The organism is Neorhizobium sp. P1_A6 (assembly GCF_056406795.1).
This window is the reverse complement of the sequence record NZ_JBFTZM010000006.1, coordinates 159,744-182,142: the sequence shown is the minus strand read 5'-3', so window position 1 is coordinate 182,142 and position 22,399 is coordinate 159,744. Positions and strand designations below refer to the sequence as shown.

Sequence of the window (22,399 nt, the reverse complement as noted above, 5' to 3'; positions counted from 1 at the left end):
AGCTGGTTGGTTGGGACCTTAAAGCGTCGCGCGGCGGATATCCGAGCTTGTCGAGACAACATGTCCGGATTTCAGCACAAGATTGGCATAAACGGCGGCATATTGCTGGGCGCTACGTTCCCAGGAGAATTTCGCCTTCATGCCTTGGTTCTGCAGGCGCGCCCACATCTTCGGGTCGGCATAGGCGTGCAGCGCGCGGCGAAGCGCCAGCCGCAACCCAACGGTCGTCACCGGATGGAACTGAAAACCGGTCGCAACGCGGGCGGACATCGCCGCGTCATTGGCATCGATGATGGTCTCGGAGAGCCCGCCGGTGCGGGAGACGACCGGTACGCAGCCGTAGCGAAGCGCATAGAGCTGCGTCAGGCCGCAGGGTTCAAAGCGGGAGGGCTGGACGATCGCGTCCGATCCGCCGTGGATCAAATGCGCCGTTGGCTCGTCATAGCCGAAATGCACCGCCATCCGGCCCGGAAAACGCGCGGCGGTGTCGGCGAGCGCCCGCTCGATTTCCCGATCACCCTGCCCGAAGACGATCACCTGACCTCCGTGACGAATGATCTCGTCCGCCGTATCGGCGAACATGTCGAAACCCTTCTGCCATGTCAGCCGGCTGACGGCGGAAAACAGGGGGCCTTCCCGCCTTGCATCCAGGCCGAACCTTTCGAGCAGCACGGCACGGTTCTCGCGCTTGCGGCGCAGCGTGCCGACGTCGTAATTGCGCGGCAGGTGCGGGTCGGTCGACGGATCCCAGATATCGAGGTCGATGCCGTTGACGATGCCGCGCAGGTCGGAGACGCGGGCGTTCAGGACCCCATCCATGCCCATGCCGAAGCGTGGCGTAAGTATTTCGCGCGCATAGGTCGGGCTGACGGTGGTGATCGCATCGACCGTCTGCAGGCCACCCTTCAGGAAGCTGATATCGCCGAAATATTCCATGCGGTTCATGGAATAGGCCTCCGGCGGCAGGCCGATGCTCATCAGCACGCCGGCAGGATACTGCCCTTGGAAGGCAAGGTTGTGAATGGTCAGCACCACGGGCGTCCTGCAGCCGCGCTCGCGCATGTAGACCGAAGTCAGCGCCGACTGCCAGTCATGGGTGTGAACGAGGTCCGGAACCCATCCGGGAAGCACTCCATCGGCGATTTCGGCTGCGGCAAGGGAAAGTGCGGCGAAACGCCTCCAGTTGTCCGGATGGTCGATGCCGTCTTCGTCGACATAGGGGCCGCCCGGCCGATCGTAGAGAGCTGGCGCATCGAGCACGAAGAGGCTGAGGCCTTCGACCCGGGTGTGGAGGAGCGAGGCTTTTTCGCCCAGCAGATTTTCGAAGGTGACGAGCGGCATGGCGCTCTTCAGCTGCTGCATGACCTGCGGATAACCGGGGATCAGAGACGTCGTCTCGATGCCGAGGGGAGCAAGTGCCTTGGGCAGGGAACCTGTCACATCTGCAAGCCCACCTGTCTTCACAAGAGGAAAGATTTCGGACGTGACCGAAAGAATCCTCATTCCCGGAAGCCCCCGCTTTCCATAACCTGTCTTGATCCCCTGATCCATTGCGCTCCGCTCATCTCGACGAGGTTCGTCGAATGGGACGTAAGCGTTCATCATGCGTGCCTCAGCCATCTGCCAGTCTCACCCTCAAGAACGTTTCGGCCTTGGCCAACGTTCCCCGACAGAGTGGAGCCACGGCCAAGTTCAGACGCAAAAGCCATTTCGATTTTTCCAGGGTAAATAAGTCTGCGGCCGCGATGATGTCAGTCGCCGCGACCAATAACGATAGTGATGAAGTTGGGTGACGGGCGGCGTCAAGCGCCAGCCGGAACCTTCTTGGAGCGCTTCTTGGCCGGTTCGACGGCTTCCGGCATGGCAACGGCCGGTGCCTTGGACGTTGTCTTCGCCGGAGAAGCCTTGGCTGCGGCCGTTTTCACGGCCGGTTTCGGAGTTGCAGCCTTCGCCGCCGCTTTCGGCGACTTCGCGGCGGTGGCTGACTTGCCGGCTGACTTGCCGCGCGACCCTGCCGCAGGCTTCTTGGAAGCGGTCGGCCCGAGCGTCGCATATTCCAGCTTGGCCCGCTCCCAATGCTCCCTATCCTTGCCTGAGGGATAGCCTTCTTCTTCCCACAAAATGTAGGCCCGCTTTCTGATCCAGACTTCTTCGGATTCCGCCATTCTTGTCTCCATTCGCCCAAGCGCCGAAACGTGTGCGGCGCAGAAAAGTTCCCTGGTAAAAACGAAAAATCGCAACCCGGCCGAGACGCGGCCAACACTTGAAAAAAACTTCCCCGGAGGCGGAACTTTTGGCTGTCAAATATACTTATGGCCGCCGGGAAGGAGACACATCCAATGGGAAAGTACTGCGATATCGTCCCACACGCAACCGGCTGGGTCTATGTCATCGACGGCGTTCAGTCTGCGTCCTATTATCACACCTATGAGCTCGCCATGGAGGCTGCCAAAGCACATGTGGCACGCGACCGAAGCGGGCGGGTGGAGATTTTCCGGCGGCAGGCGCTGAACGGCGAAATGTTGCCGGTTCCCCCAATGCAAGGGAACCCGGACCCGTCGGCACTAAGGCGATCTTTCCCGGCTTGAGAAGGCCGGAAGGGAGGAAAAGCCCCGGATCGTCTCCGGGGCTTTTTTCGGGTCAATGAAAAGGCGCGGCCGGCGCCGCGCCTCTCATGGGATCGCGAATGTCACGCAGCTTTCTGGGCCGCGGTGTTCACTGCGGTCTTGGCGAGAGCCGTCAGGGCCTCGTCGGTCTTGCTTTCCTCGGCGAGCGTCTGTTCGAGAAGCGTTACGGCGTCCCGGTGACCGAGCTGCTGGGCCCAGGCACGCAGGGTGCCGTAGCGGCTGATCTCGTAATGTTCGACGGCTTGCGCTGCGGCGAGCAGCCCGGCGTCGAGAGCTGGCGTGCCCTTGAACTCGTCAAGGATCTCCTCGCCTTCTTCGATGATGCCGTCGATCGCGGGGCAGGTCTTGCCCTGGGCCCGCTTGCCGATAATCTCGAAGACCTGCTTCAGGCGATCGATCTGACCTTCGGTTTCGTCCCTGTGTTTCTCGAATGCTGCCTTCAGCTTCGGATCCTGGGCGCCGCGTGCCATCTTCGGCAGCGCTTTCACGATCTGGCGCTCGGCGTAATAGATGTCCTTCAGGGTTTCATGAAAAAGGTCGTCGAGGGTCTTACTGGCCATGGGTCTCTCTCCTTGTTGATGGGTGTTCTTATGGGGGATTGCGAGGCATCTAACGAGCGGAGCGCCTCGCGGGTTCCACGGAAATCAATGCCTTTCGGGGGCAATTCGAAGATTATTGCGGCAGCCGACGACACCCTCGATGTCGAGAACGACGTCTTCGGCACGGGTTTTGTCGGCAAGCTGAGCGACGTATCCCTCCAGCGTCACCTCGCCGTTCTCCACCGAGACCATCATGTTGGTCGGGTCGAGAAAGGCATCCTGGGTCAGGTGCTCATTGACGTCCTGTGCGATCAGATCGTCGGGTCGGTCGTAACCGTTCGGTGCCTTGCCGATCTGCTTTTCCTGTTCCGGTCCCTCGGCGAAGATATTGGCTTCGCCCTGAAGATAACCGCTCGGGCGGCTTTCTGCCGGGCCCTCCCATCGAGGCCATTGCGAGGTCTCGCCGGGACGGCCAGCTTTCGGCTGCTCATTCTTCATCGGCTTTCTCCTTTTCAGGGGCATGATCGCCCGCAGCGGAGGAACCCACGGTTGCCGGAAAAGTTCCATGCGACTTGATGGAACCGGAACGTCCGAAACGCGTTTGGACCGTCAACTAGAAAAATGTTTACGACGGGAGAGACAGATGCAGGACAGGCTGAAGATCTATCGGCTGGTGCCGACTGCTGCGCCACATGATCCGAACTGGCAGAACTCGCCACCGCATGGCGAGGTGGTGGTCAGGGCAAAGACCGCTGGCGATGCGCGCCTCGTGGCGAGCCAGGCGGAACTTGATTTCATGGAAATCGACGCTTCCCCCAGCGAAGGCAATTCGACGGAGATGGCGAGCGCCTTCCGTAGCGACAAGCTCTATACGGTGATCGAAGACAGCAGCGGGCGGTTTGCGCCGAATGGGCCGCGGTGCGTCATTGGCGGCCGTGTGCGCACGGACAACCTGATTTCCACCCAGCTCTGATGCTTGGGGCAAAGGTTCGCAGGAGCGAGAGTATCAGTCGGTGCGACCGTCGATCTTTTCGTTGAGTGCCTTCTGCAGCGCTCGCGCCAGGTCGAGCAGCCGATCAGGAACCTCTTCCTTCTCGATCTCGGTCAGAAGGACCGAAACCTTGCGGCTGACCCGCCGTCCCATCCTGATGTCCTGTTCCGCAACCGGAGTGTCTTGTTTCGCCATCCCGACCTCTGACGTAATCACTACCGGCATCCGTTGCCGAAACAATAGGCGCCCGCCATAACGCTACATTAGCCTTCCATACATCAGGAAGGCTAACTTCGGATATCCCGAAAAAGTCACAGAGGACAAATGAAATAAGACGACTCCCTATCCAGGAAGCCGCCCAATTTGTTCCATAAGTTTTTCAGAAAGATCAGTGCCTGGGCGGTTTCGGCGTGCCGGAGGGGATCGATGTCACCGTGCTCGACACCGGATCGCTTGCCGGAAAGGTATTTTCCAGGCCTTCGTTGAGCTGTCCATCCAACTCCTTCTTTTCGCCGCGCTCGCGAGCCGACTGCTCGGCTTTTTTGTGCGAGTCTTTCTGCGCGGGGTTCGGGGTGCTGCTGGTGCTCATCTCGTTTGTCTCCTTGGCCTGTTTCGTCATGAAAACGGTTTGGTGCGAAAGTTTGTTCCGGAACCAAGCGGAGGCAGCGCGGGTTATCGGGCAAACGAAGGAGTTTTGTCGTGGCCCCGCGCGTATTCTGGAAAGGTTATCTGAAGCTCTCGCTCGTCACCTGCCGGGTGACGATGACGCCGGCGGTCTCCGAAGGCGCCAAGGTGCGGTTCCACAATATCAACCGCAAGACCAATAACCGCGTCCTCAGCCAGTATGTCGATGCGCAGACAGGCGAGGCGGTCGAGGATGGCGATCAGGTCAAAGGGTATCCGAAAGGCGAGGACGACTACGTTCTTCTCGAAGACGAAGAGATCGAGGATGTCGGGCTCGAAAGCACCCGCACGATCGATATCGAGACTTTCGTGCCGGCCAGCTCGATCGGCTGGATCTGGTATGATCGACCGCATTATCTGGCGCCCGACGACGAGGTGAGCGCCGAAGCCTTCGCGGTGATCCGGGAGGCTATGGCGAAGACCAATACTGGCGGCATTGCCCGGCTCGTCATGTATCGTCGCGAGCGGGCGGTTTTGCTGTTGCCGAAGGACAAGGGGATCGTCGTCTGGACGTTGCGTTACGGCGACGAAGTCCGCGACGCCGACGAATACGCGGCCGAGAAACCAAAGGGGAGCGCCGGTTCCGAACATCTGGCGATGATGAAGAAGATCATCGACGAGCGCACCCAAGCCTGGAAGCCTTCAATGGCGGACGACCCGGTTCAGGACCGGCTGCTCGAAATCATCGCCGAGCGCAAGAAGAGCCAGAAATCCAGGAAGAAAGTCGAGGAGAAGGGACCCGAGCGCAGCAGCAATGTGATCGATATCACCGCGGCGCTGAAGAAGAGCCTGGAAGCGGAGCGGAAAGCGCCGAGGAAGTGAGGCGTCTCATCCCAGCGTCTACCGTTTCTTCTTTGCCTTGAACTCGATCGGGGCTTCCGCCTTGCGAAAATCTCCCCACGGATCGCTCGTCTGCTGGGCGATGCGCGCCGGGGCGTTGATGACCGTGAAATAGTTGGGGCCGATCGCGCCGCCGAGTTCGTCCCACTCGACCGGCATGGAAACCGGTGCGCCGGGGCGGGCACGGGTGGAATAGGGGGCGACGGCAGTATTGCCGCGACCGTTGCGCAGGTAGTCGATGAGGATCTTGCCGCTTCGCTTCGACTTGGTGATCGTCGATACATATTTGTCGGGGTCGTCGCCGGCCATGCCGTCGGCGAGTGCCTTCATCGCCGCCTTCACCTCCGGCCATTCCGCCTTTGGTTTGACGGGTGCGACGACATGCAGGCCCTTGCCGCCCGAGGTTTTTACGAAGGCTACCAGGCCCATGTCCTCGAAACGACGCTTCACCTCATGAGCCGCAGCGATGATATCGGTCCATGAGACGCCTTCGCCCGGGTCGAGGTCGATATTGACCATGTCCGGCTTTTCCCAGTCGTCGAGCGTCGAGCCCCAGGGGTGGATTTCCAGCGTCGCCCCTTGCACCAGGCCGAGCAACCCGTCGAGGTCGCGGATAGTGATATCCTCTTCCGCCGGATCGGTCGGGTCCTTCACAAGCACGGCGTTCTTGGTCATGCCCTTCCATCCGTGTTTCTGGAAGAAGAGCGGTTTGCCAATCCCATCAGGTCCGCGCACCAGGGCCAGCGGGCGGTTGACGACGAAGGATGCCATCAGCCGCCAGACTTCGGTGTAATAATCTGCAAGCCCGGCCTTGGTCACACCGGCATCTGGCCAGTAGACCCGGTCCGGATGGGTAAGATTGACTGTCCGTTTCGGTGGCTTCGGTTGTTCCGCTGCATTCACAGGTCCGCCCTCCCGGACGATATCCTTCGGATCCTTGTCTTCGCGCAGGCCCCGGAAGGCCGCGTGACGGATATGCGCATCCGCCGTCCAGCCGCGAAACTCCACTTCCGCCACCAGCTCGGGCCGCACGAAAACGACATCCTTCTTTTCCACCGCTGCGAGCTTTTCGTCAAACGGGCTTTCGCCGGTCTGGATCTCCTGGAGGCTCTTGAAGAGCGATTGCGCCATGGCATTCGAATAACCGGTGCCGACGCGGCCGGCATGCCGCAGCTTCCCCTTGTCGTAATATCCCATGACCAGCGATCCGATCGCCGTCCTCGAAACGGAGGAGGGGACAAATCCGGCGATCACGAATTCCTGTCGTGCCGAACATTTCGACTTCACCCAGTCGCGACCGCGGCCAGGGCGATAGGGCGCATCCGATATCTTGGAGATGATGCCTTCGAGGCTCAGCCGGCAGGCATGTTTCAGGACCAGACCGCCTTCGTCGCCAAAATGCTCGCTGTAGCGCAGGGCCGGGCCGCTGCCGGCCAGCAGTGTTTCCAGCGCCTCCTTGCGCTTCAGAAGCGTCGCGCCGGTCAGGTCGTAACCGTCGAGATGCAACAGGTCGAATGCGTAGAAGGTGAACCGGTCGTCCCGGCCTTCGCTCAGGTCCTGCTGGAGCAGGGAGAAATCGGTGGCGCCGGAACCGGCCTCGACCGCTACTTCCCCATCGATAATCGCATCGGCCGGGCTAAGCTTTCCGAATTCCGCGATGATCTCGTCTCCGAACTTATGCGTCCAATCGAGCCCGGTGCGCGTCAACAGCTTTACCTTGCCATTTTCGATACGGGCCTGCAGGCGATAGCCGTCGAGCTTAATCTCGTGGACCCAGCGTTTGCCGGAGGGCGCGCTCTTCACCAGGGTCGCAAGCTGCGGTTCGACGAAATCCGGGAGTTCGGCTTTCCTGGCGCCCTTAATCTTCGAGGCAGCGATGTCGGATTTTTCCGGTCCGGGATCGGATTTCGTCTTCGTCTTCGGTTTGGCCGTACTCTTTCCCGCCGGCGCCTTGCGGCCCCAGATTTCGTCCAGCGTCTTGCCCGATTTCACCGAAAGTGGCATCTCGTCGAGAATGTCCTTGTCGCCCTCGGCGCGGGCGAATTCGTCCTCGCCTTTCACCAGCAGCCAGTTCTCGCGTTTTTCGCCCTCTCTGCGGGCCATGCGGATCAGGTGCCAGCGGCCCTCCAGCTTCTCGCCCTTCAACTCGAATTCCATATGGCCTTTCTTATAACCCTTGTGTGGATCGCCGATCGGATACCAGGTGCCGCGGTCCCACAGCAGCACCGCACCGGCGCCGTAATTGCCTTTGGGGATCATGCCTTCGAAACCACCGTAATCGAGCGGATGGTCTTCCACATGCACCGCCAGCCGCTTTTCGCCGGGAACGAAACTTGGGCCCCGGGTCACGGCCCAGCTTTTCAGCACACCGTCCAGTTCCAGCCGGAAATCGTAATGCAGCCGGGTGGCGTCGTGCTTCTGGATCACGAAACTGTTGCCGGATGCCTTGGCCTTGCGGCCGCCGGAGACCTTTCCTTGAGGCTCCGGGGACACCTTGAAGTTCCGCTTCTGATTATAGGTTTCGAGCGCCATGATCAGCTCGCCTTTCTCTGCGGGGCGGCAGTCTTACGAGGTACGGTTTTCTTGGCTGACGTCTTCGGCGGCGTCTTCTTGCCGCCGCCGGCGCTCTGGCGCAGTGCGTCGAGCAGGCTGGAAACCTTCTTCGGTTCCGGCTTCGGCTGCTTCCTGAGCTTGCGGCCCTCGATCTTCGCCTTGATCAGCTCGGCAAGTGCTGCCTCATAGCGGTCGTCGAACTCGCTCGGGTCGAACTCGCCGCGTTTGGTGTCGATGATGTGTTCGGCGAGATCGAGCATCTCGCCCTCGATCTTGAAGCTCTTGATATCGGAGAAGATTTCTTTCGCCGGCCGGACCTCGTAGTCGTAGTTCAGCGTGCTGGCGATTAGGCCTTTTTCGCTGGGGCGGATCAGCAGCGTCCGCAGCCGCCGGAAAAGGACGGTGCGGGCGAGTGCAGCGACGTTCTTCTCCTTCAGCCCCTTGCGGATCAGCTCGAAGACTTCCGCGGCCGGTTTGTCGGCCGGCGCCAGGTAATAGGGGCGATCGATGAAGATGGTATCGACGCCGTCGCACGGAATGAAGGTTTCGAGCTCCAGCGTCTTGTCGCTCTCGGGTACGGCCGCCTTCACCTCGTCGGGCTCCAGGAAGACATATTGACCGCTTGAAACCTCGTAACCCTTGACGATGTCCTCGCTTTCGACCTGCCTGCCGGTGTCGGCGTCGACCATCTGGCGGTGGACGCGGTTACCCGTCTCCCGATTGATGATGTGAAAGCTGACACGGTCGGATGTCGAGGCGGCGGTATAAAGCGCCACCGGGCAGCTTAGTTCGCCGACCTTCAGATAGCCTTTCCAATTTGCACGCGGTGCCATTCCGAACTCCCGGCAGAACTCTGTGAAAGTCCTATCAACAGGCCTGCCGGCCCGTTTGTTCCCGCAAGCGGTGCGCGGTTTTCGTCAGGAAGATGAACAGGGCGTCCATCTTGGCGGAACCAAATACGCGAGGCGTGCGTTTGCCCCCGTCATTCCAGCCATGAAGACTTCGGAGAGGTAGGCAACGGTGTCTGAATCACAGTTGAATGGTGATCCTGCACGTGCAGACATAGTAAGGCTTATCCCGGCTCTCCGCGCATTTGCCCGTACTTTCTGCCGCAATCCCAGCGATGCAGACGACCTGGTGCAGGAGACGTTGATGAAGGCGCTCGCCAATCTCGACAAGTTCGAGCCGGGCACCAAGTTGAAAAGCTGGCTTTTCACCATCATGCGCAACACCTTTTATTCGCGGGCCAAGGTACTTGGCCGAGAGGCGCCGGGGATCGAGGAGAACATTTCCGGCGATACGCCGGTCGCAGCGAGCCAGGAGGTTGCTGCTCGGGCGCAGGAAGTCCAGCGGGCGCTCCAGAAATTGCCTCCGCATTATCGCGAAGTGCTGACGCTGGTGGCGATCCTCGGCGAAAGTTACGAGGCGACGGCGGAGATCTGCGATTGTGCGGTGGGCACGGTGAAAAGCCGCCTCAACCGGGCACGGCATCAAATTCTGCAGGAATTGGGAGAAGAAACGAACTGAGCTGCCTCATCCGGCAGCTTTTATGCTTTGGAGGTCGCCGTGAAGTTCACTTTGATCGCAGCGGTTTTCGCGTTCATTTAGCAGATCAGGCCGGATCCTGGTCGAGATCCGGGTAATGCCGGAATATGCCCGACTCGTTGAAGGCGAGCCGGCGTTTCGACTTCAGATAAGCGTCGATATTCGGACGTTCGGCGACCGCGTCGCGTAGTTTGGCGACATGGGGGTAATCATTATCGAAATTTTTCATGGCGCGCGGGAAGGCATAGGCGAGACCTTTGGCTAGCTGGAAGAGCGACAGGTCGACGTAAGTGAGGGCGTCGCCCAGCGCATAGCCTCTCTTGGTAGGGTTTGCGGCGATGATGCGGTCGAAATAGCCGATGAATTTCGGCACCCGGTGTTTCAGGAAGGCCTTGGAACGCGCCTTGGCCTCCTGCCTCTGATCCTCGTAGTAGTCGGCGGTGCTGATCGGGTGGTGCGTATCATGCACTTCCGCGAGGAAATCGGTGATCGTCAGCTGGAGGCCGTGGGCGAAGAGGCGGGATTTCTCGTCTTTCGGCACCAGATTCAGCTTCGGCCCGAGGTAATTGAGGATGTTGGCGACATGTGAGACGACCAGGTCGCCATCCTCGAGAAAGGGTGGTGCGAAGGGCATGTCGTAACCGTGCTTGCCGTGCATGTAATCCATCATTTTCGCAGTGCCGCGTTCGCCGCGGGCTACGTCCACATATTCGGCTCCCGCCTCTTCCAGCGCCAGCCGCACGAATTCGCCGCGGCCCTGAAGTCCGTCCCAGTAATAAAGTTCGTAGGTCATAGTTACTCCAGAAATTCTGCGATCTTCTTCAAATCATCGACGAAACGGGCCCGATTGAGCTCCGCATCCGGCTGATCCAGCGTCCTCAGCAGTGCCGAAGGGTGGATGGTCACCAGTACCGGCAGGCCGTCCGGCGATCTCAACATCGTGCCGCGATCACGGGTCACTTTCGCCTGCCTTCCCAGCAAGGCATAAAGCGCCGTCGCGCCGAGCGCTACGGCAAGTTTCGGTTTGACGAGGCGCAGCTCCGCCGCCAACCACCAGGCGCAGGCCTGAACTTCGCCCGCATTGGGTTTGGCGTGGATGCGGCGTTTGCCGCGTGGAGTGAACTTGAAATGCTTCACCGCATTGGTGACGTAGCAGATATCGCGCTCGACGCCGGCTTCCTCCAGACAATGATCGAGAAGCTTTCCCGCCGGCCCGACGAACGGCTTGCCCGCCTGATCCTCCTTGTCACCCGGCTGCTCGCCGACAAAGAGCACCTTCGCCTTGGGCGGCCCCTCGCCGAACACGAGATGAGTGGCGTTCTTATAGAGGTCGCAACGGGTACAGCTTTCCGCATCCTGCTCGACGTCCGGCAGCTTTTCGCCCTCCGCGCCCGATGTCTCGAAGGCTGGGCCTTTGCGCGATGTCAGCATGTTCGCACTCCTTGTAGACGGTTTAGAACCGGCTCACCCGTGTGACTGTTCCTTTAAATTTGCATGGCGGGAATATGGGTTGGAACTTTTGCACAAAGGTTGGGTTGAAGGCTCGTCTGGTTTGGCAACGTTTTTCGCTCGAGATTTTCAAGTTTGGCAGGATTTTGAACATGGCCATCAGGATTACCGCGATCGTTTTTATTTTGATCGGTTTGGCGTTGGCCGTCGGCGGCGGACAACTGGTACTGTTTGGAGGCAGCGCCTATTACATCATCTGCGGCCTCGGCTTCGTGGTGACCGCCATCCTGCTTTTCCTCCGGAATGCCATGGCGCTCAGGGTCTATGCAGTTATCGTGCTGGCTTCGCTTGCCTGGGCGATCTGGGAGGTCGGGCTCGACTGGTGGCAGCTCGGCCCGCGCGGCGGACTGATCATCCTACTCGGTCTCTGGCTCCTGACACCATGGGTCCGTACCCCGCTCGGCTTTTCGAGCCCGACCGGCATGCGTTACGGCGCCAGTGCCCTGCCGCTTGGTATTTCGCTGATGATCGCGATCGTGGTCGCCATAGTTTCGATGTTCCTCGATCCGCTCGACCGGAGCGGCGAGCTGCCGCAACAGTCGGTCGCTGCCGCTCCGCCGATGGGCGGCAACGTGCCGCCCGGCGAATGGCATCAGTACGGACGGACGCCCTATGGCCAGCGTTATTCGCCGCTTGACCAGATCAAGGTCGACAACGTCGCCAAGCTCACGGAAGTCTGGCGCTACCAGACCGGGGACGTGAAACGGCCGGACGATGTGGGCGAGACCACCTATCAGGTGACGCCGCTCAAAGTCGGCAATTCGCTCTATCTCTGCACGCCGCACAATCTTGCCATCGCGCTCGATGCGACGACCGGCAAGGAGAAGTGGAAATACGACCCTAATTCCGGCATGAACCCGGATCGCCAGCACCAGACCTGCCGCGGCGTCAGTTATTACAAGGACGCCGCCGCCGCTACCGGCAGCCCGTGTGCGGAACGGGTCTATCTGCCGACCTCGGATGCGCGGTTGATCGCCCTCGACGCGGCGAACGGCCGGGTCTGCACGTCCTTTGCCGACAACGGAACGCTGCAGCTCACCAGCGGCATGCGGTACAATCCGGCCGGCTACTATTATTCGACCTCTCCGCCGGCGATCGCCGGCAACAAGATCATCATCGGCGGGGCGGTCAACGACAACTATTCCACCCAGTCGCAATCCGGCGTCATCCGTGCCTTCGACGTCAATACGGGACGGCTGATCTGGAACTGGGATTCGGGCAATCCTGGCCAGACCCAGCCGCTGCCGCCGGGTCAGACCTACACGACCAATTCGCCCAACAGCTGGTCGGTGTTCAGCGTCGACGAGGAGCTGGGGCTTGTCTATGTCCCGCTCGGCAACCAGGTGCCGGACCAGCTCGGCATGGGCCGCAGCGAAAGCGTGGAGAAATATTCCTCCTCGATCGTCGCGCTCGATCTCAATACCGGCGCCGACCGCTGGGTGCGCCAGACGGTGCATCACGATCTCTGGGACATGGATGTTCCCGCCCAGCCGGTCCTCCTCAACATCTCCAGGCCGGACAATACGGTCGTGCCGGCTCTGGTCGGTCCGACCAAGCAGGGCGACATCTACGTGCTCGACCGCCGCAGCGGCGATCCGATCATCCCGGTCACCGAGGAACCGGCACCGGGAGGTGCGATCCCGGAAGATCGCACTGCGCCGACGCAGCCCACCTCAGCCTTGTCCTTCAAGCCGAGACCGCTCGAAGAACGGGACATGTGGGGCGTCACCATGTTCGACCAGATGGTCTGCCGCATCTGGTACCATCAATACAACTATCTCGGCCGTTACACCCCGCCGTCGCTGAAGGGCTCGATCATCTATCCGGGCAATTTCGGCACGTTCAACTGGGGCAGCGTCGCGGTCGATCCGGAACGGCAGGTGATGTTCGGCATGCCGACCTATCTCGCCTTCACCTCAAGGCTGGTGCCGCGTGCGGACATCCCGCCGAAGGCACAGGATCAGAAGGGCAGCGAGCAGGGCCTCAACCGCAATGACGGCGCACCTTACGGCGTTTACATGGGGCCGTTCCTCGGGCCGTTGCAGATCCCCTGCCAGGCGCCGCCCTGGGGTTACGTCTCCGGCGTCGATCTACGCACCGGTCAGATCGCCTACAAGCACCGCAACGGTACGGTCTACGACATGACGCCGCTGCCGCTGCCCTTCAAGGTCGGGGTGCCCGGTATCGGCGGACCGATGATCACCAAGGGCGGCGTGGCCTTCCTCGGCGCTGCGGTCGATAATTACCTGCGTGCCTACAATCTTACCAACGGCCGCGAGCTCTGGAAGGCGCGGCTTCCGGCCGGCGGCCAGGCGACGCCGATGACCTATGCGGTCGACGACGGCCGCCAGTTCGTGGTGATGGTGGCCGGCGGACACGGTTCGGTCGGCACCAAGCCAGGCGACTACGTGATCGCCTACGCGCTGCCGCGATAGACGGAGCCAAACGAAAGGCCCGGGCGTCTACCGACCGGGCCTCTCCGTTCGTATTTATCGGGATTACCTCGGGCGGTGGAAACGGAGTTCGTTGCGCACCGCTGTTACTCCGGCAACGCTCAGGGCCACTTCCCCGGCTCGTGCGATCTGGCTTTCCAACTGGACCGTCCCGCTCAGCGTCACCTCGGAACCGCGGGCGATAACGGCGACGTCGCTTGCATCGACGCCGCCGGCGGAAGCCAGGGCATCGGAAACCGCTCCTTCGAGCGTCGCGCTCGGTGGAAATTCTACCTCGACCTCAGGGGGCGTCTCGTGAAAATGCTGATGCTTCAAGACCATTGTCGTACTCCGTTCTGACACGGCACGACAACGCGCGGCGAGGGCGATTGGTTCAGCGTCCGCCGGCGAGAACCGTGGCGATGATCTCCTGAAGCTGGTTCTGCGAGAAGGGCTTCGGCAATCGCGGCAGCCGATTGTCGCCGCCGGTCGGCAATTCCGCGTAACCGGTCGCCAGCACCACCGGCAGGCCCGGTCTTTCTTCGCGGATGACGGCGGCCAGTTCGGAGCCGGTCATGCGCGGCATCGAATGATCGGTGATGACAAGATCGATGTCATGGGCGCCGCTTCTCAGCTCCTTCAGGGCGTCGGTGCCGCTATAGGCCTCGATCACGGTGTGGCCGAGATCTTCCAGCATCAGCGTCGTGTTCATCAGGACCAGGGCATCGTCATCGACGGCGAGAATTGTCAGGCGTCCTCTGGGAGTTGCGGCGGGCGAGGGCATGGTCTGCTCCGAAGACTGCGGACAGTCGTTTGCATCGGCCACAGGCAGATAGAGCGAAACCGTCGTGCCCTTGCCTTTTTGGCTTTCGATTTCGAGTTTGCCGCCTGACTGTTCGGTCAGGCCCTGCACCATGGAAAGTCCGAGCCCTGTCCCCTTGCCGACACCCTTGGTGGTGAAGAAGGGTGTCGTTGCGCGGATGAGGGTTTCCTCGTCCATGCCTTCGCCGCTGTCGGCGACCGCCAGCCGCACATAACGGCCAGGTTTCAGCCTCTCGGTACCCTTGTCGGCGAAATATTCCTCGGCGCTGATGACGATCGTGCCGCCGCCCGCCATCGCGTCCCGGGCGTTGACGACGAGGTTCAGAACCGCCGTCTCGAGTTGAACCGGGTCGCTCGTGACATGCGGCAGGTTTTTGGCAAACCGGGTTTCGACGGATGCGGAGGCGCTGAGCGAGCGCTGAACAAAATCCATCATGCCGCTCACGAGTGCCGGCACGTTGATGGCTTGCATATTCAATTCCTGGCGCCGGGAGAACGCGAGCATGCGCTGGGTCAGGGCAGCACCCCGTTCGGCGCCCTGAATGGCATTGTCCAGCAGCGGCGTCAGCGCCGGATCTTCGGGCAGGCGTTTTTTCAGAATTTCCAGGCTTCCCAGCACGGCCATCAGCAGATTGTTGAAATCGTGGGCAACGCCACCGGTCAACTGGCCAATCGCTTCCATCTTCTGGGATTGGAAGAGTTCCTCGCGTGCCTGGGTAAGAGCCTTTTGCGCCTCGACTTTTTCGGTAATGTCGCGCGTGATCTTGGCGAAACCGATGAGCGTGCCGTCGTCGTTACGGATCGCGTCGATGATCACATGCGCCCAGAAACGTGTACCATCCTTGCGCTGCCGCCAGGCTTCCCTCTCGAATCGTCCCTCGCGCCGTGCAGTCTCCAGGCTTCGGTTCGGTTCGCCGCGTTCGCGGTCCTCAGGTGTATAGAACTGCGAAAAATGCTTGCCGACGATCTCATCCGCCGTGTAGCCCTTGATACGCGCGGCACCGGAGTTCCAGTTGCTGACGCGGCCATCCGGGTCGAGCATATAGAGAGCATAGTCCGTGACCCCCTGGACGAGGATCTGGAATTTCTCCTCGCTCAATCGGAGCTCCGCTTCAGCGCGTTTCCGTTCTGTCAGATCGCGGGTCACTTTTGCGAAGCCGAGAAGCTCGCCGGACCGACTCCAGATTGGGTCGATGATGACATGGGCCCAGAAGCGGCTGCCGTCCTTGCGGACGCGCCATCCTTCCCTTTCGACGCGGCCTTCGGTGGCAGCCATCCGCAACGCATGTTCGGGCGCCCGCGCCAATCTGTCTTCAGGCGTATAGAAGCGGGAAAAGTGCTCGCCCAGGATTTCCCAGGCCTCGTATCCCTTGAAGCGCTGGGCGCCGGGATTCCAGCTGGCGATCTTGCCCTCCGGGTCAAGCATGTAAATCGCGTAGTCGGTGATGGAGTCGACGAGGAGACGATAGCGTTCGTCATCAAGCAACGAAACATCATAGCTTTGCGGAACGCTCATCAATTCCCCCCGTCCCATGCAGTTTGTGCCTTGGCGTGATATAACAACGACACTTCCTAACTCTGCGGCACGCCCATCGCTCGTCCCTGGTCCACGCGGCTCGTGGTCTAACGCGACTTAATGCCTAAATCCTATTTTGGTTCCCTGTTTTTGCAAATTTTTACGGTTCGACCAATGGGGCGGTGGGGTGGCAGGGGTTGACGGATGATGAGTTTCCGTTTACGAATGACGAAATATGAAAATCGTCACACGTAAAACGAAAGACTTCAGCGGTATGGATACCACCGAAAATACCCTGGATACGTCGCGGCAGGAGAATGTAGGGCGCATCCTCGATGCGGCCGAGCGGCTGTTCAAGCATTACGGCTACACGAAGACGAATGTGGCGGATATCGCGCGCGATCTCGGTATGTCGCCCGCCAATATCTACCGCTTTTTCTCGTCCAAGGCGGATATCCATCAGGCCTTGGCAAGCCGTATGCTGGATGGCAGCTATCAGGCGGCACTCGCCAATGCAAAGCGGCCGGTGAGCGCCACGGAACGGCTGCGCAATCACGTCCTGCAGCAGCACCGCTTCACGCTCGAGACCATGCTCGACGAAAAGAAGGTGCATGAGATGGTGGTGATCGCCATCGAGCAGCAATGGCCGGTCATCGAACAGCATCTCGAACGCATCCGTGTCGTCATTGCGGGTCTCATCAAAGATGGCATCGAAGCCGGTGAGTTCCGCGAACAGGATCACCAGCTCGCATCCGAATGCTTCATGTCGTCCATGGTCGTGCTTTGTCATCCGCAGCTCATCGCGGATTGCCTTCTGGAGAGCCGGATCGGCAAGCCCGAGGACCTCGTGGAATTCGGCCTCAGGGCCCTCAGATAATTCGCCTGAAATAGTTCCGGGGCGCCAAGGGGGCGTCTTGATCGAAAACCCGCCACCAGGAGTGCGGAACCATGTTTTTCGTAAAGACCAGACGTAATGTCTCGTTTCTCGTCAAAGGCCTTTTAGTCGCGACCGCGCTCGGCGCGCTGACGGCCTGCTCGCAAGAGAAGAAAGTCGAAGCTCCGGAAATCGTCCGCCCGGTGAAGGTGACCGAGGTTGCCGCTGCCGATCACGGCCGCAAGCTTCAATATTCCGGCTCAGTCAAGGCGCGCACCGAAATGAACCTCGGCTTCCGCGTCGCCGGCAAGATCACCGAGCGGCTCGTCGATGTCGGTCAGCGTGTTCGCCCCGGCGACGTGCTTGCAAAGCTTGACGCCGTCGATTACCAGCTCGCGGTGCGCCGCGCCGAGGCCGATCTCGCCTCCGCCCAGAAGCAGGTGGAAATCTCCGGCCTCGCCCGCCGGCGGGCCGAGACGCTTGCCGAAAAGAGCATTTCTTCCCAATCGCAGCTCGAGCAGGCGCAACTGGCCAATGACCAGGCCGTTTCGCAAAAGGAATCGGCCCAGTCGGCACTCGACCAGGCCCGCAACCAGGTCGCCTATACGGAATTGAAGTCCGACCAGAACGGCATCGTCACCGCGGTCAGCGCCGATATCGGCCAGGTGGTCGCGTCCGGTACCCCGGTCCTTTCCGTTGCGGTCGAGGGCAGCAAGGAAGTGCAGATCGCCGTTCCGGAAATGGACGTCGCCCAGTTCAAGCCGGGCAAGACGGTGAAGGCTCGCTTCTGGTCGGCCACCGATCTCGTGCTCGATGGCAAGGTCCGCGAAGTGGCCGGCAGTGCCGATGCCCAATCGCGCACTTTCGCAGTTCGCGTCAGCTTGCCTGCGGATACACGGGTGCTGCTCGGCATGACTGCGACGATCGAGGCGGACGAAGACAATGCCGTCGCCACCTATGCCGTTCCGCTTGCCGCGCTTTCCAAGAAGGACGGCCAGTCCGTCGTCTGGATCGTCGATCGCGGCAAGGGCACCGTCAGTTCGCGTGCCGTCAAGGTCGCCGATTTCTCCGATGACGGCGTTCGTGTCGCCGACGGCGTTGCCAAGGGCGACCTCGTCGTCTCGGCCGGCACGCAGTTCATGAAGGAAGACATGAAGGTCAAGCTGCCGGAAAACATCGCCTCACGCTTCGGCAGCGTCAGCAGCCTTACCACCGCTTCGCTCGCGCCCTGATCGCCCGGCTTAAAGGACCCAAGACCATGAGCTCCTCCCATCAGGCCAATCCTCCGGAAAAGGCCCGGTTCAACCTGTCCCGCTGGGCGATTGCCCATCCGAGCATCGCCCGTTTTCTCTTCGGCCTCATCATCGTCATGGGCGCACTCGGCGTCATGAACATGGGGCAGAAGGAAGACCCGGACTTCACCTTCCGCGTCATGGTCGTGCAGACCGTCTGGCCCGGCGCCTCCATTCAGGAGATGCAGGACCAGGTCGTCAACAAGATCGAGCGAAAGCTGCAGGAAACCCCGCACCTCGACTGGGTCAAGTCCTATACCCGCGCCGGCGTGGCGATCACCACGATACAGATCAAGGGCGACACCAATACCGCCCAGGTCAACGACGCCTTCTATCAGGTTCGCAAGAAGGTCGGGGACATCGCCCAGGATCTGCCGGCCGGCCTGCTCGGTCCCTATTTCAACGACGAGTTCGGCGATACCTACATCACCCTCAACTCGATCAGCGGCGAAGGCTACAGCTATCCTGAACTGAAGCAGTTCGCGATCCAGGCCCGCGACATGCTGCTCGCCACACCCGGCGTCGAAAAGGCGGTCATCCTCGGCGACCAGCCGCAGAAGATCTTCATCGACGTCTCGTCGAAGGCGCTCGCCGAGCGCGGCCTCACTGTCCTCAACATCCGCGATGCGTTGTCCGGCCAGAACAATATCGATCCCGCCGGCAACGTTCAGACCGCCGATCGGTCGGTGCGGATCGCGGTCGAAGGCGGCGTCACCACGCCGGAAGACATCCGCGAACTACGCCTCAAGGCCGGCAGCCAAGTGATCCGGCTCGGCGATATCGCCACCGTCACGGCCGGCCTCGAAAACCCCTATCAGCGCAAGTTCCGCTTCAACGGCCACGACAGCGTCCAGCTTGGCGTCGTCATGGCCAAGGGCTTCAAGGTTACCGATGTCGGCCATCAGGTCGAGGCGACCTATGAGCGCTTCGAACAGACGCTGCCGGTCGGCGTATCCGTCGAGCAGGTCTCCAACCAGCCGGAAGTCGTCACCGAAGCGGTCGGCGAATTTACCCAGGCCCTGCTGGAAGCTCTCGTAATCGTCCTCATCGTCTCGCTGATCTCGATCGGCTGGCGTTCGGGCATCGTCATCGCCATCACCATCCCGCTGGTTCTGTCAGCTACGTTCGCGATCATGTTCTACATGGGCATCGAGCTGCAGCGCATCTCGCTCGGCGCGCTGATCATCGCGCTCGGCCTGCTTGTCGACGATGCGATGATCGTCGTCGAGATGATGGAACGGAAGCTGGAGGAGGGGCTCGCACGCCTCGATGCCGCCACCTTCGCCTATTCATCCACCGCCTTTCCAATGCTGACCGGCACATTGATCACCACTGCCGGCTTCATCCCGGTCGGGTTCGCCGATTCCACCGCCGGCGAATACGTGCGCACGCTGTTCTACGTGGTGGGCATCGCGCTCGTCGTGTCGTGGTTCGTGGCCGTCTATTTCACTCCCTGGCTCGGCTATATGATCCTCAAGCAGCGGGCGCACGCAGGCACCCATCACGATGCCTATGACACACGGATGTATCGTGGTGTCCGACGTGCGGTCGGCTGGTCCGTGCGTCACAGGGCGATCGTGCTGCTCCTCACCCTCGGCGTCTTCGCGGGCAGTCTCTGGTCCTTCCAGTTCATCCCGCAGAGCTTCTTCCCGCAGTCCTCGCGGCCGGAAATCCTCGTCGACCTGTGGCTGCCGGAAGGCACGGCCATCGAGGAAGTGGAACGCCAGGCAAAAGCCCTTGAAGACAAGATCCTGCCCGACCAGGACAAGACCTTCGTCGCGACCTATATCGGCGAAGGCGCCCCGCGCTTCTTCCTGCCGCTCGACCAGCAGCTCCGCAACCCGAACTACGCGCAGCTCCTCATCATGTCGAAGGACGTGGATGCCCGTGAACGGCTGATCGTCAAGCTCAGGGGTATCCTCGCACAGGACTTCCCGACCGTACGCGGCAAGGTCGATCGCCTGTTCCTCGGCCCGCCGGTCGGCTGGCCCGTCCAGATGCGTGTCACCGGTCCGGATGCGGCGGAAGTCCGCCGGATCGCCGACCAGGTCAAGGAACGTTACCAGCAGCAGCCGCTGTTCGGCGCCATCCACGACGACTGGATGGAACCGGTGACCGCCATGAAACTGGTCATCGACCAGGATCGTGCCCGCGCTCTCGGCGTCACCTCGCAACGTGTCCGCCAGATGCTGCAGTCGGCTACCGCCGGCGCGCCGATCAGCGACTTCCGCGATGGCGAAGAAACGGTCTCGATCGTTGTCCGTGAGCCGGATGCCACCCGCAACCTGCTCTCGGCCGTCCAGTCGGTCTACGTGCCGACAGATTTCGGCGGCTTCGTGCCGGTCTCGCAGATCGCCAAGGTCGTGCCGGTTCTCGAACAGGGTATCGAGTGGCGCCGCGACCGCCTGCCGACGATCACCGTCAAGGCGACGCTGCCGGACGGCGTCGAACCGACCCAGGTGTCGCTCAACCTCTACAGCAGCATGGCCGACCTGCGCGCCAACCTGCCTGCCGGCTACCATGTCGACATCCAGGGCGGTGCGGAGGATGCAGCCGAAAGCCAGAACTCGATCGCTGCCAAGGCCCCGATCATGCTCCTGGTCATCCTCGTGCTGCTGATGATCCAGTTGCAGCATTTCGGCAAGGCGATGATGGTGCTGGCAACCGGCCCGCTCGGCATCATCGGCGCCGCCATGGCGCTGCTTCTGACCGGCGCGCCGTTCGGCTTCGTGGCGATCCTCGGGGTCATCGCGCTGCTCGGCATCATCATCCGCAACTCGATCATCCTGGTCGACCAGATCGACCAGGACATCGCGGCCGGCATGGAGCGGATGGAGGCGATCGTCGGCGCGGCCGTGCGTCGTTTCCGGCCGATCATGCTGACGGCGCTGACAGCCGTGCTGGCGCTGTACCCGATCTCGCGCGGCGTGTTCTGGGGTCCGCTCGCCTATGCGATGATGGGCGGCATCCTGGTTGCCACCGTGCTGACCATCCTAGTCCTCCCGGCCGCCTATGCCCTCTTCTTCGGCCGCGAGCCGAAGAAGGCCAAAACCGACGACAGGACGCCCGCCAATCAGGGCGACCTTTTCGACAGCCGCGACGACGACCTGCCGATGGCAGCGGAGTGACGGCGAGCGCCTTCCTCGGGAGCCTGGTAACTCCTGAGGAAGGCGTGCTGATTGGCCCGGACGGACTGGAAGATATAGTCCGTCACCATCCGCACGCGCGGGATCTGGCTCAGGTCCCGATGACACATCAGCCAGTAGCCGCGTCTCAGCTCCACCTCGTCAGGCAGCACGATTTCGAGGTCAGGCTGGACGCGGGTGATGAAATGTGGCAGCACGCAGAGGCCGAGCCCGTTCAGCGTCGCGGTCAATTGCGCAAAAATGCTGGAGCTCTGGAAGCGCGCCTTGATGCCCGGATGGACGTCGCCGAGATAGTCTAGCCCTGGGGCGAAGATCATGTCCTCGATATAGCCGATAAACGGATGCGACAGCAGATCCTGCCGGCTGCGGATCGGACCCACCTTGGACAGGTAGGATTTCGCGCCGTAGACGTTGAGGCTGTAGTCGGTAAGCTTTTCCGTAAGATAAGGCCCTTCCTTGGGCGGATCGAGCGAGACGGCGATATCGGCTTCCTTGCGCGACAGCGACATGATCTGCTGGATCGTCACCAGTTCCAGCGAGATGTTCGGATGGCTGTCGCAGAAGCTGCGGATCTTGTCGGCGAAGAAGAAATTCGCAAACCCTTCCGGCGTGCTTAAGCGCACCACGCCGCGCTGTGCCGTGGTGCCCGAGGCGACATCCGCCTGCAGCCGGTCCGCCTCGGTCTCGATCCGTTCCGCGGTCTCGATGAACCGCTGGCCCATGCTGGTCAGGACATAACCACGTGGATTGCGCTCGAACAGCTTGACCTTGAGTGCGAATTCCAGCCGGTCGATACGCCGGGACACGGTGGCGTGGCTGGTGCGCAATTGGCGGGCTGCGGTGGACAGCTGGCCGCTGCGCGCCACTGCCAGAAAATATTGAAGATCGTCCCAGGTGAAGTTCTGATTGTTGCTCAATACGTTCCCGTCTGTTCAAAAATGCACAGATGCTGTTTGCAATTAATTACAGAGACCTGCTTGCGTCAACGGCGGTTTTCCTGAACCATGCAATCCGGAGCAGCCGCTTTGA

The 22,399-nt window shown here is 61.1% G+C and carries 21 protein-coding genes; 8 read left to right on the top strand and 13 right to left on the bottom strand.

Features of this window, described 5'->3' with window-relative positions; translation table 11 throughout:
* Window positions 1–18: 18 nt before the first annotated feature.
* Both glgA and AC1D3C_RS14570 read right to left on the bottom strand, forming a co-directional pair.
* Window positions 19–1,503, bottom strand: a complete 1,485-nt coding sequence (glgA, locus tag AC1D3C_RS14575; protein WP_477483368.1) for a glycogen synthase GlgA — start codon at window positions 1,501–1,503, stop codon at window positions 19–21.
* A 299-nt stretch (window positions 1,504–1,802) separates the two neighbouring features.
* Entirely contained in the window at window positions 1,803–2,165 is a 363-nt protein-coding gene (locus AC1D3C_RS14570; protein ID WP_477483367.1) for a DUF2934 domain-containing protein, read from the bottom strand.
* Between the two features lie 174 nt (window positions 2,166–2,339).
* Here AC1D3C_RS14570 and AC1D3C_RS14565 point away from each other — a divergent pair, with 174 nt between their 5' ends.
* Window positions 2,340–2,588 carry a hypothetical protein gene (locus AC1D3C_RS14565; protein ID WP_051899820.1) on the top strand — a complete coding sequence of 83 codons (249 nt, stop codon included), beginning with the start codon at window positions 2,340–2,342 and terminating at the stop codon, window positions 2,586–2,588.
* Window positions 2,589–2,689: 101 nt separating this feature from the next.
* Here the strand turns inward: AC1D3C_RS14565 and AC1D3C_RS14560 are convergent, their stop codons facing one another.
* Together AC1D3C_RS14560 and AC1D3C_RS14555 are read right to left on the bottom strand one after the other, a co-directional pair.
* Complete coding sequence (locus tag AC1D3C_RS14560) at window positions 2,690–3,187, bottom strand: YciE/YciF ferroxidase family protein (RefSeq protein ID WP_038545669.1); 498 nt, start codon at window positions 3,185–3,187, stop codon at window positions 2,690–2,692.
* Between the two features lie 84 nt (window positions 3,188–3,271).
* Window positions 3,272–3,664, bottom strand: coding sequence for a BON domain-containing protein (locus tag AC1D3C_RS14555; protein ID WP_051899819.1), 393 nt, complete (start codon window positions 3,662–3,664; stop codon window positions 3,272–3,274).
* A 145-nt stretch (window positions 3,665–3,809) separates the two neighbouring features.
* Between AC1D3C_RS14555 and AC1D3C_RS14550 the strand changes: the two genes are divergently transcribed.
* Window positions 3,810–4,139 (top strand): hypothetical protein, encoded by a 330-nt coding sequence (locus tag AC1D3C_RS14550; RefSeq protein WP_038545666.1) that lies wholly within the window; start codon window positions 3,810–3,812, stop codon window positions 4,137–4,139.
* Window positions 4,140–4,172: 33 nt separating this feature from the next.
* On the opposite strand, the gene AC1D3C_RS14545 is transcribed toward AC1D3C_RS14550, so the two are convergent.
* Both AC1D3C_RS14545 and AC1D3C_RS14540 read right to left on the bottom strand, forming a co-directional pair.
* Window positions 4,173–4,352, bottom strand: coding sequence for a hypothetical protein (locus AC1D3C_RS14545; protein ID WP_038545663.1), 180 nt, complete (start codon window positions 4,350–4,352; stop codon window positions 4,173–4,175).
* Window positions 4,353–4,545: 193 nt separating this feature from the next.
* Window positions 4,546–4,746 carry a hypothetical protein gene (locus tag AC1D3C_RS14540; protein ID WP_477483366.1) on the bottom strand — a complete coding sequence of 67 codons (201 nt, stop codon included), beginning with the start codon at window positions 4,744–4,746 and terminating at the stop codon, window positions 4,546–4,548.
* Window positions 4,747–4,856: 110 nt separating this feature from the next.
* Between AC1D3C_RS14540 and ku (AC1D3C_RS14535) the strand changes: the two genes are divergently transcribed.
* Window positions 4,857–5,663, top strand: a complete 807-nt coding sequence (gene ku, locus AC1D3C_RS14535; protein ID WP_477483365.1) for a non-homologous end joining protein Ku — start codon at window positions 4,857–4,859, stop codon at window positions 5,661–5,663.
* Window positions 5,664–5,681: 18 nt separating this feature from the next.
* Here ku (AC1D3C_RS14535) and ligD read toward each other — a convergent pair whose 3' ends face one another.
* Together ligD and ku (AC1D3C_RS14525) are read right to left on the bottom strand one after the other, a co-directional pair.
* The gene (gene ligD, locus AC1D3C_RS14530; RefSeq protein ID WP_477483364.1) at window positions 5,682–8,213 is read right to left on the bottom strand and encodes a DNA ligase D; all 2,532 of its coding nucleotides are present in this window, start codon (window positions 8,211–8,213) and stop codon (window positions 5,682–5,684) included.
* Between the two features lie 2 nt (window positions 8,214–8,215).
* The gene (gene ku, locus AC1D3C_RS14525) at window positions 8,216–9,067 is read right to left on the bottom strand and encodes a non-homologous end joining protein Ku (RefSeq protein WP_477483363.1); all 852 of its coding nucleotides are present in this window, start codon (window positions 9,065–9,067) and stop codon (window positions 8,216–8,218) included.
* A gap of 202 nt (window positions 9,068–9,269) precedes the next feature.
* Here ku (AC1D3C_RS14525) and AC1D3C_RS14520 point away from each other — a divergent pair, with 202 nt between their 5' ends.
* Window positions 9,270–9,761, top strand: coding sequence for a sigma-70 family RNA polymerase sigma factor (locus tag AC1D3C_RS14520; RefSeq protein WP_080719211.1), 492 nt, complete (start codon window positions 9,270–9,272; stop codon window positions 9,759–9,761).
* Window positions 9,762–9,846: 85 nt separating this feature from the next.
* Here the strand turns inward: AC1D3C_RS14520 and AC1D3C_RS14515 are convergent, their stop codons facing one another.
* Window positions 9,847–10,572: a glutathione S-transferase gene (locus AC1D3C_RS14515; RefSeq protein ID WP_477483362.1), complete on the bottom strand. Its 726-nt coding sequence runs from the start codon at window positions 10,570–10,572 to the stop codon at window positions 9,847–9,849.
* A gap of 2 nt (window positions 10,573–10,574) precedes the next feature.
* Entirely contained in the window at window positions 10,575–11,210 is a 636-nt protein-coding gene (locus tag AC1D3C_RS14510) for a UdgX family uracil-DNA binding protein (protein WP_477483361.1), read from the bottom strand.
* Window positions 11,211–11,380: 170 nt separating this feature from the next.
* On the opposite strand from AC1D3C_RS14510, the gene AC1D3C_RS14505 reads away from it, so the two are divergent.
* Window positions 11,381–13,723, top strand: a complete 2,343-nt coding sequence (locus AC1D3C_RS14505; RefSeq protein ID WP_477483360.1) for a glucose/quinate/shikimate family membrane-bound PQQ-dependent dehydrogenase — start codon at window positions 11,381–11,383, stop codon at window positions 13,721–13,723.
* Between the two features lie 63 nt (window positions 13,724–13,786).
* Here the strand turns inward: AC1D3C_RS14505 and AC1D3C_RS14500 are convergent, their stop codons facing one another.
* On the bottom strand, window positions 13,787–14,062 hold the full coding sequence (locus AC1D3C_RS14500) for a BON domain-containing protein (RefSeq protein ID WP_477483359.1): 276 nt from the start codon (window positions 14,060–14,062) through the stop codon (window positions 13,787–13,789).
* Window positions 14,063–14,114: 52 nt separating this feature from the next.
* On the bottom strand, window positions 14,115–16,058 hold the full coding sequence (locus AC1D3C_RS14495; RefSeq protein ID WP_477483358.1) for a hybrid sensor histidine kinase/response regulator: 1,944 nt from the start codon (window positions 16,056–16,058) through the stop codon (window positions 14,115–14,117).
* 274 nt (window positions 16,059–16,332) lie between these two features.
* Here AC1D3C_RS14495 and AC1D3C_RS14490 point away from each other — a divergent pair, with 274 nt between their 5' ends.
* The 3 genes from AC1D3C_RS14490 (at window position 16,333) to AC1D3C_RS14480 (ending at window position 21,352) form a co-directional block, all read left to right on the top strand.
* Complete coding sequence (locus AC1D3C_RS14490; protein WP_477483357.1) at window positions 16,333–16,935, top strand: TetR/AcrR family transcriptional regulator; 603 nt, start codon at window positions 16,333–16,335, stop codon at window positions 16,933–16,935.
* 71 nt (window positions 16,936–17,006) lie between these two features.
* On the top strand, window positions 17,007–18,164 hold the full coding sequence (locus tag AC1D3C_RS14485; RefSeq protein ID WP_477483356.1) for an efflux RND transporter periplasmic adaptor subunit: 1,158 nt from the start codon (window positions 17,007–17,009) through the stop codon (window positions 18,162–18,164).
* A 26-nt stretch (window positions 18,165–18,190) separates the two neighbouring features.
* Window positions 18,191–21,352 carry an efflux RND transporter permease subunit gene (locus AC1D3C_RS14480; RefSeq protein WP_477483355.1) on the top strand — a complete coding sequence of 1,054 codons (3,162 nt, stop codon included), beginning with the start codon at window positions 18,191–18,193 and terminating at the stop codon, window positions 21,350–21,352.
* Here the strand turns inward: AC1D3C_RS14480 and AC1D3C_RS14475 are convergent.
* The gene (locus AC1D3C_RS14475; RefSeq protein ID WP_247136326.1) at window positions 21,298–22,287 is read right to left on the bottom strand and encodes a LysR family transcriptional regulator; all 990 of its coding nucleotides are present in this window, start codon (window positions 22,285–22,287) and stop codon (window positions 21,298–21,300) included. The two genes, AC1D3C_RS14480 and AC1D3C_RS14475, sit on opposite strands and share 55 nt — an antisense overlap.
* Between the last annotated feature and the right edge of the window lie 112 nt (window positions 22,288–22,399).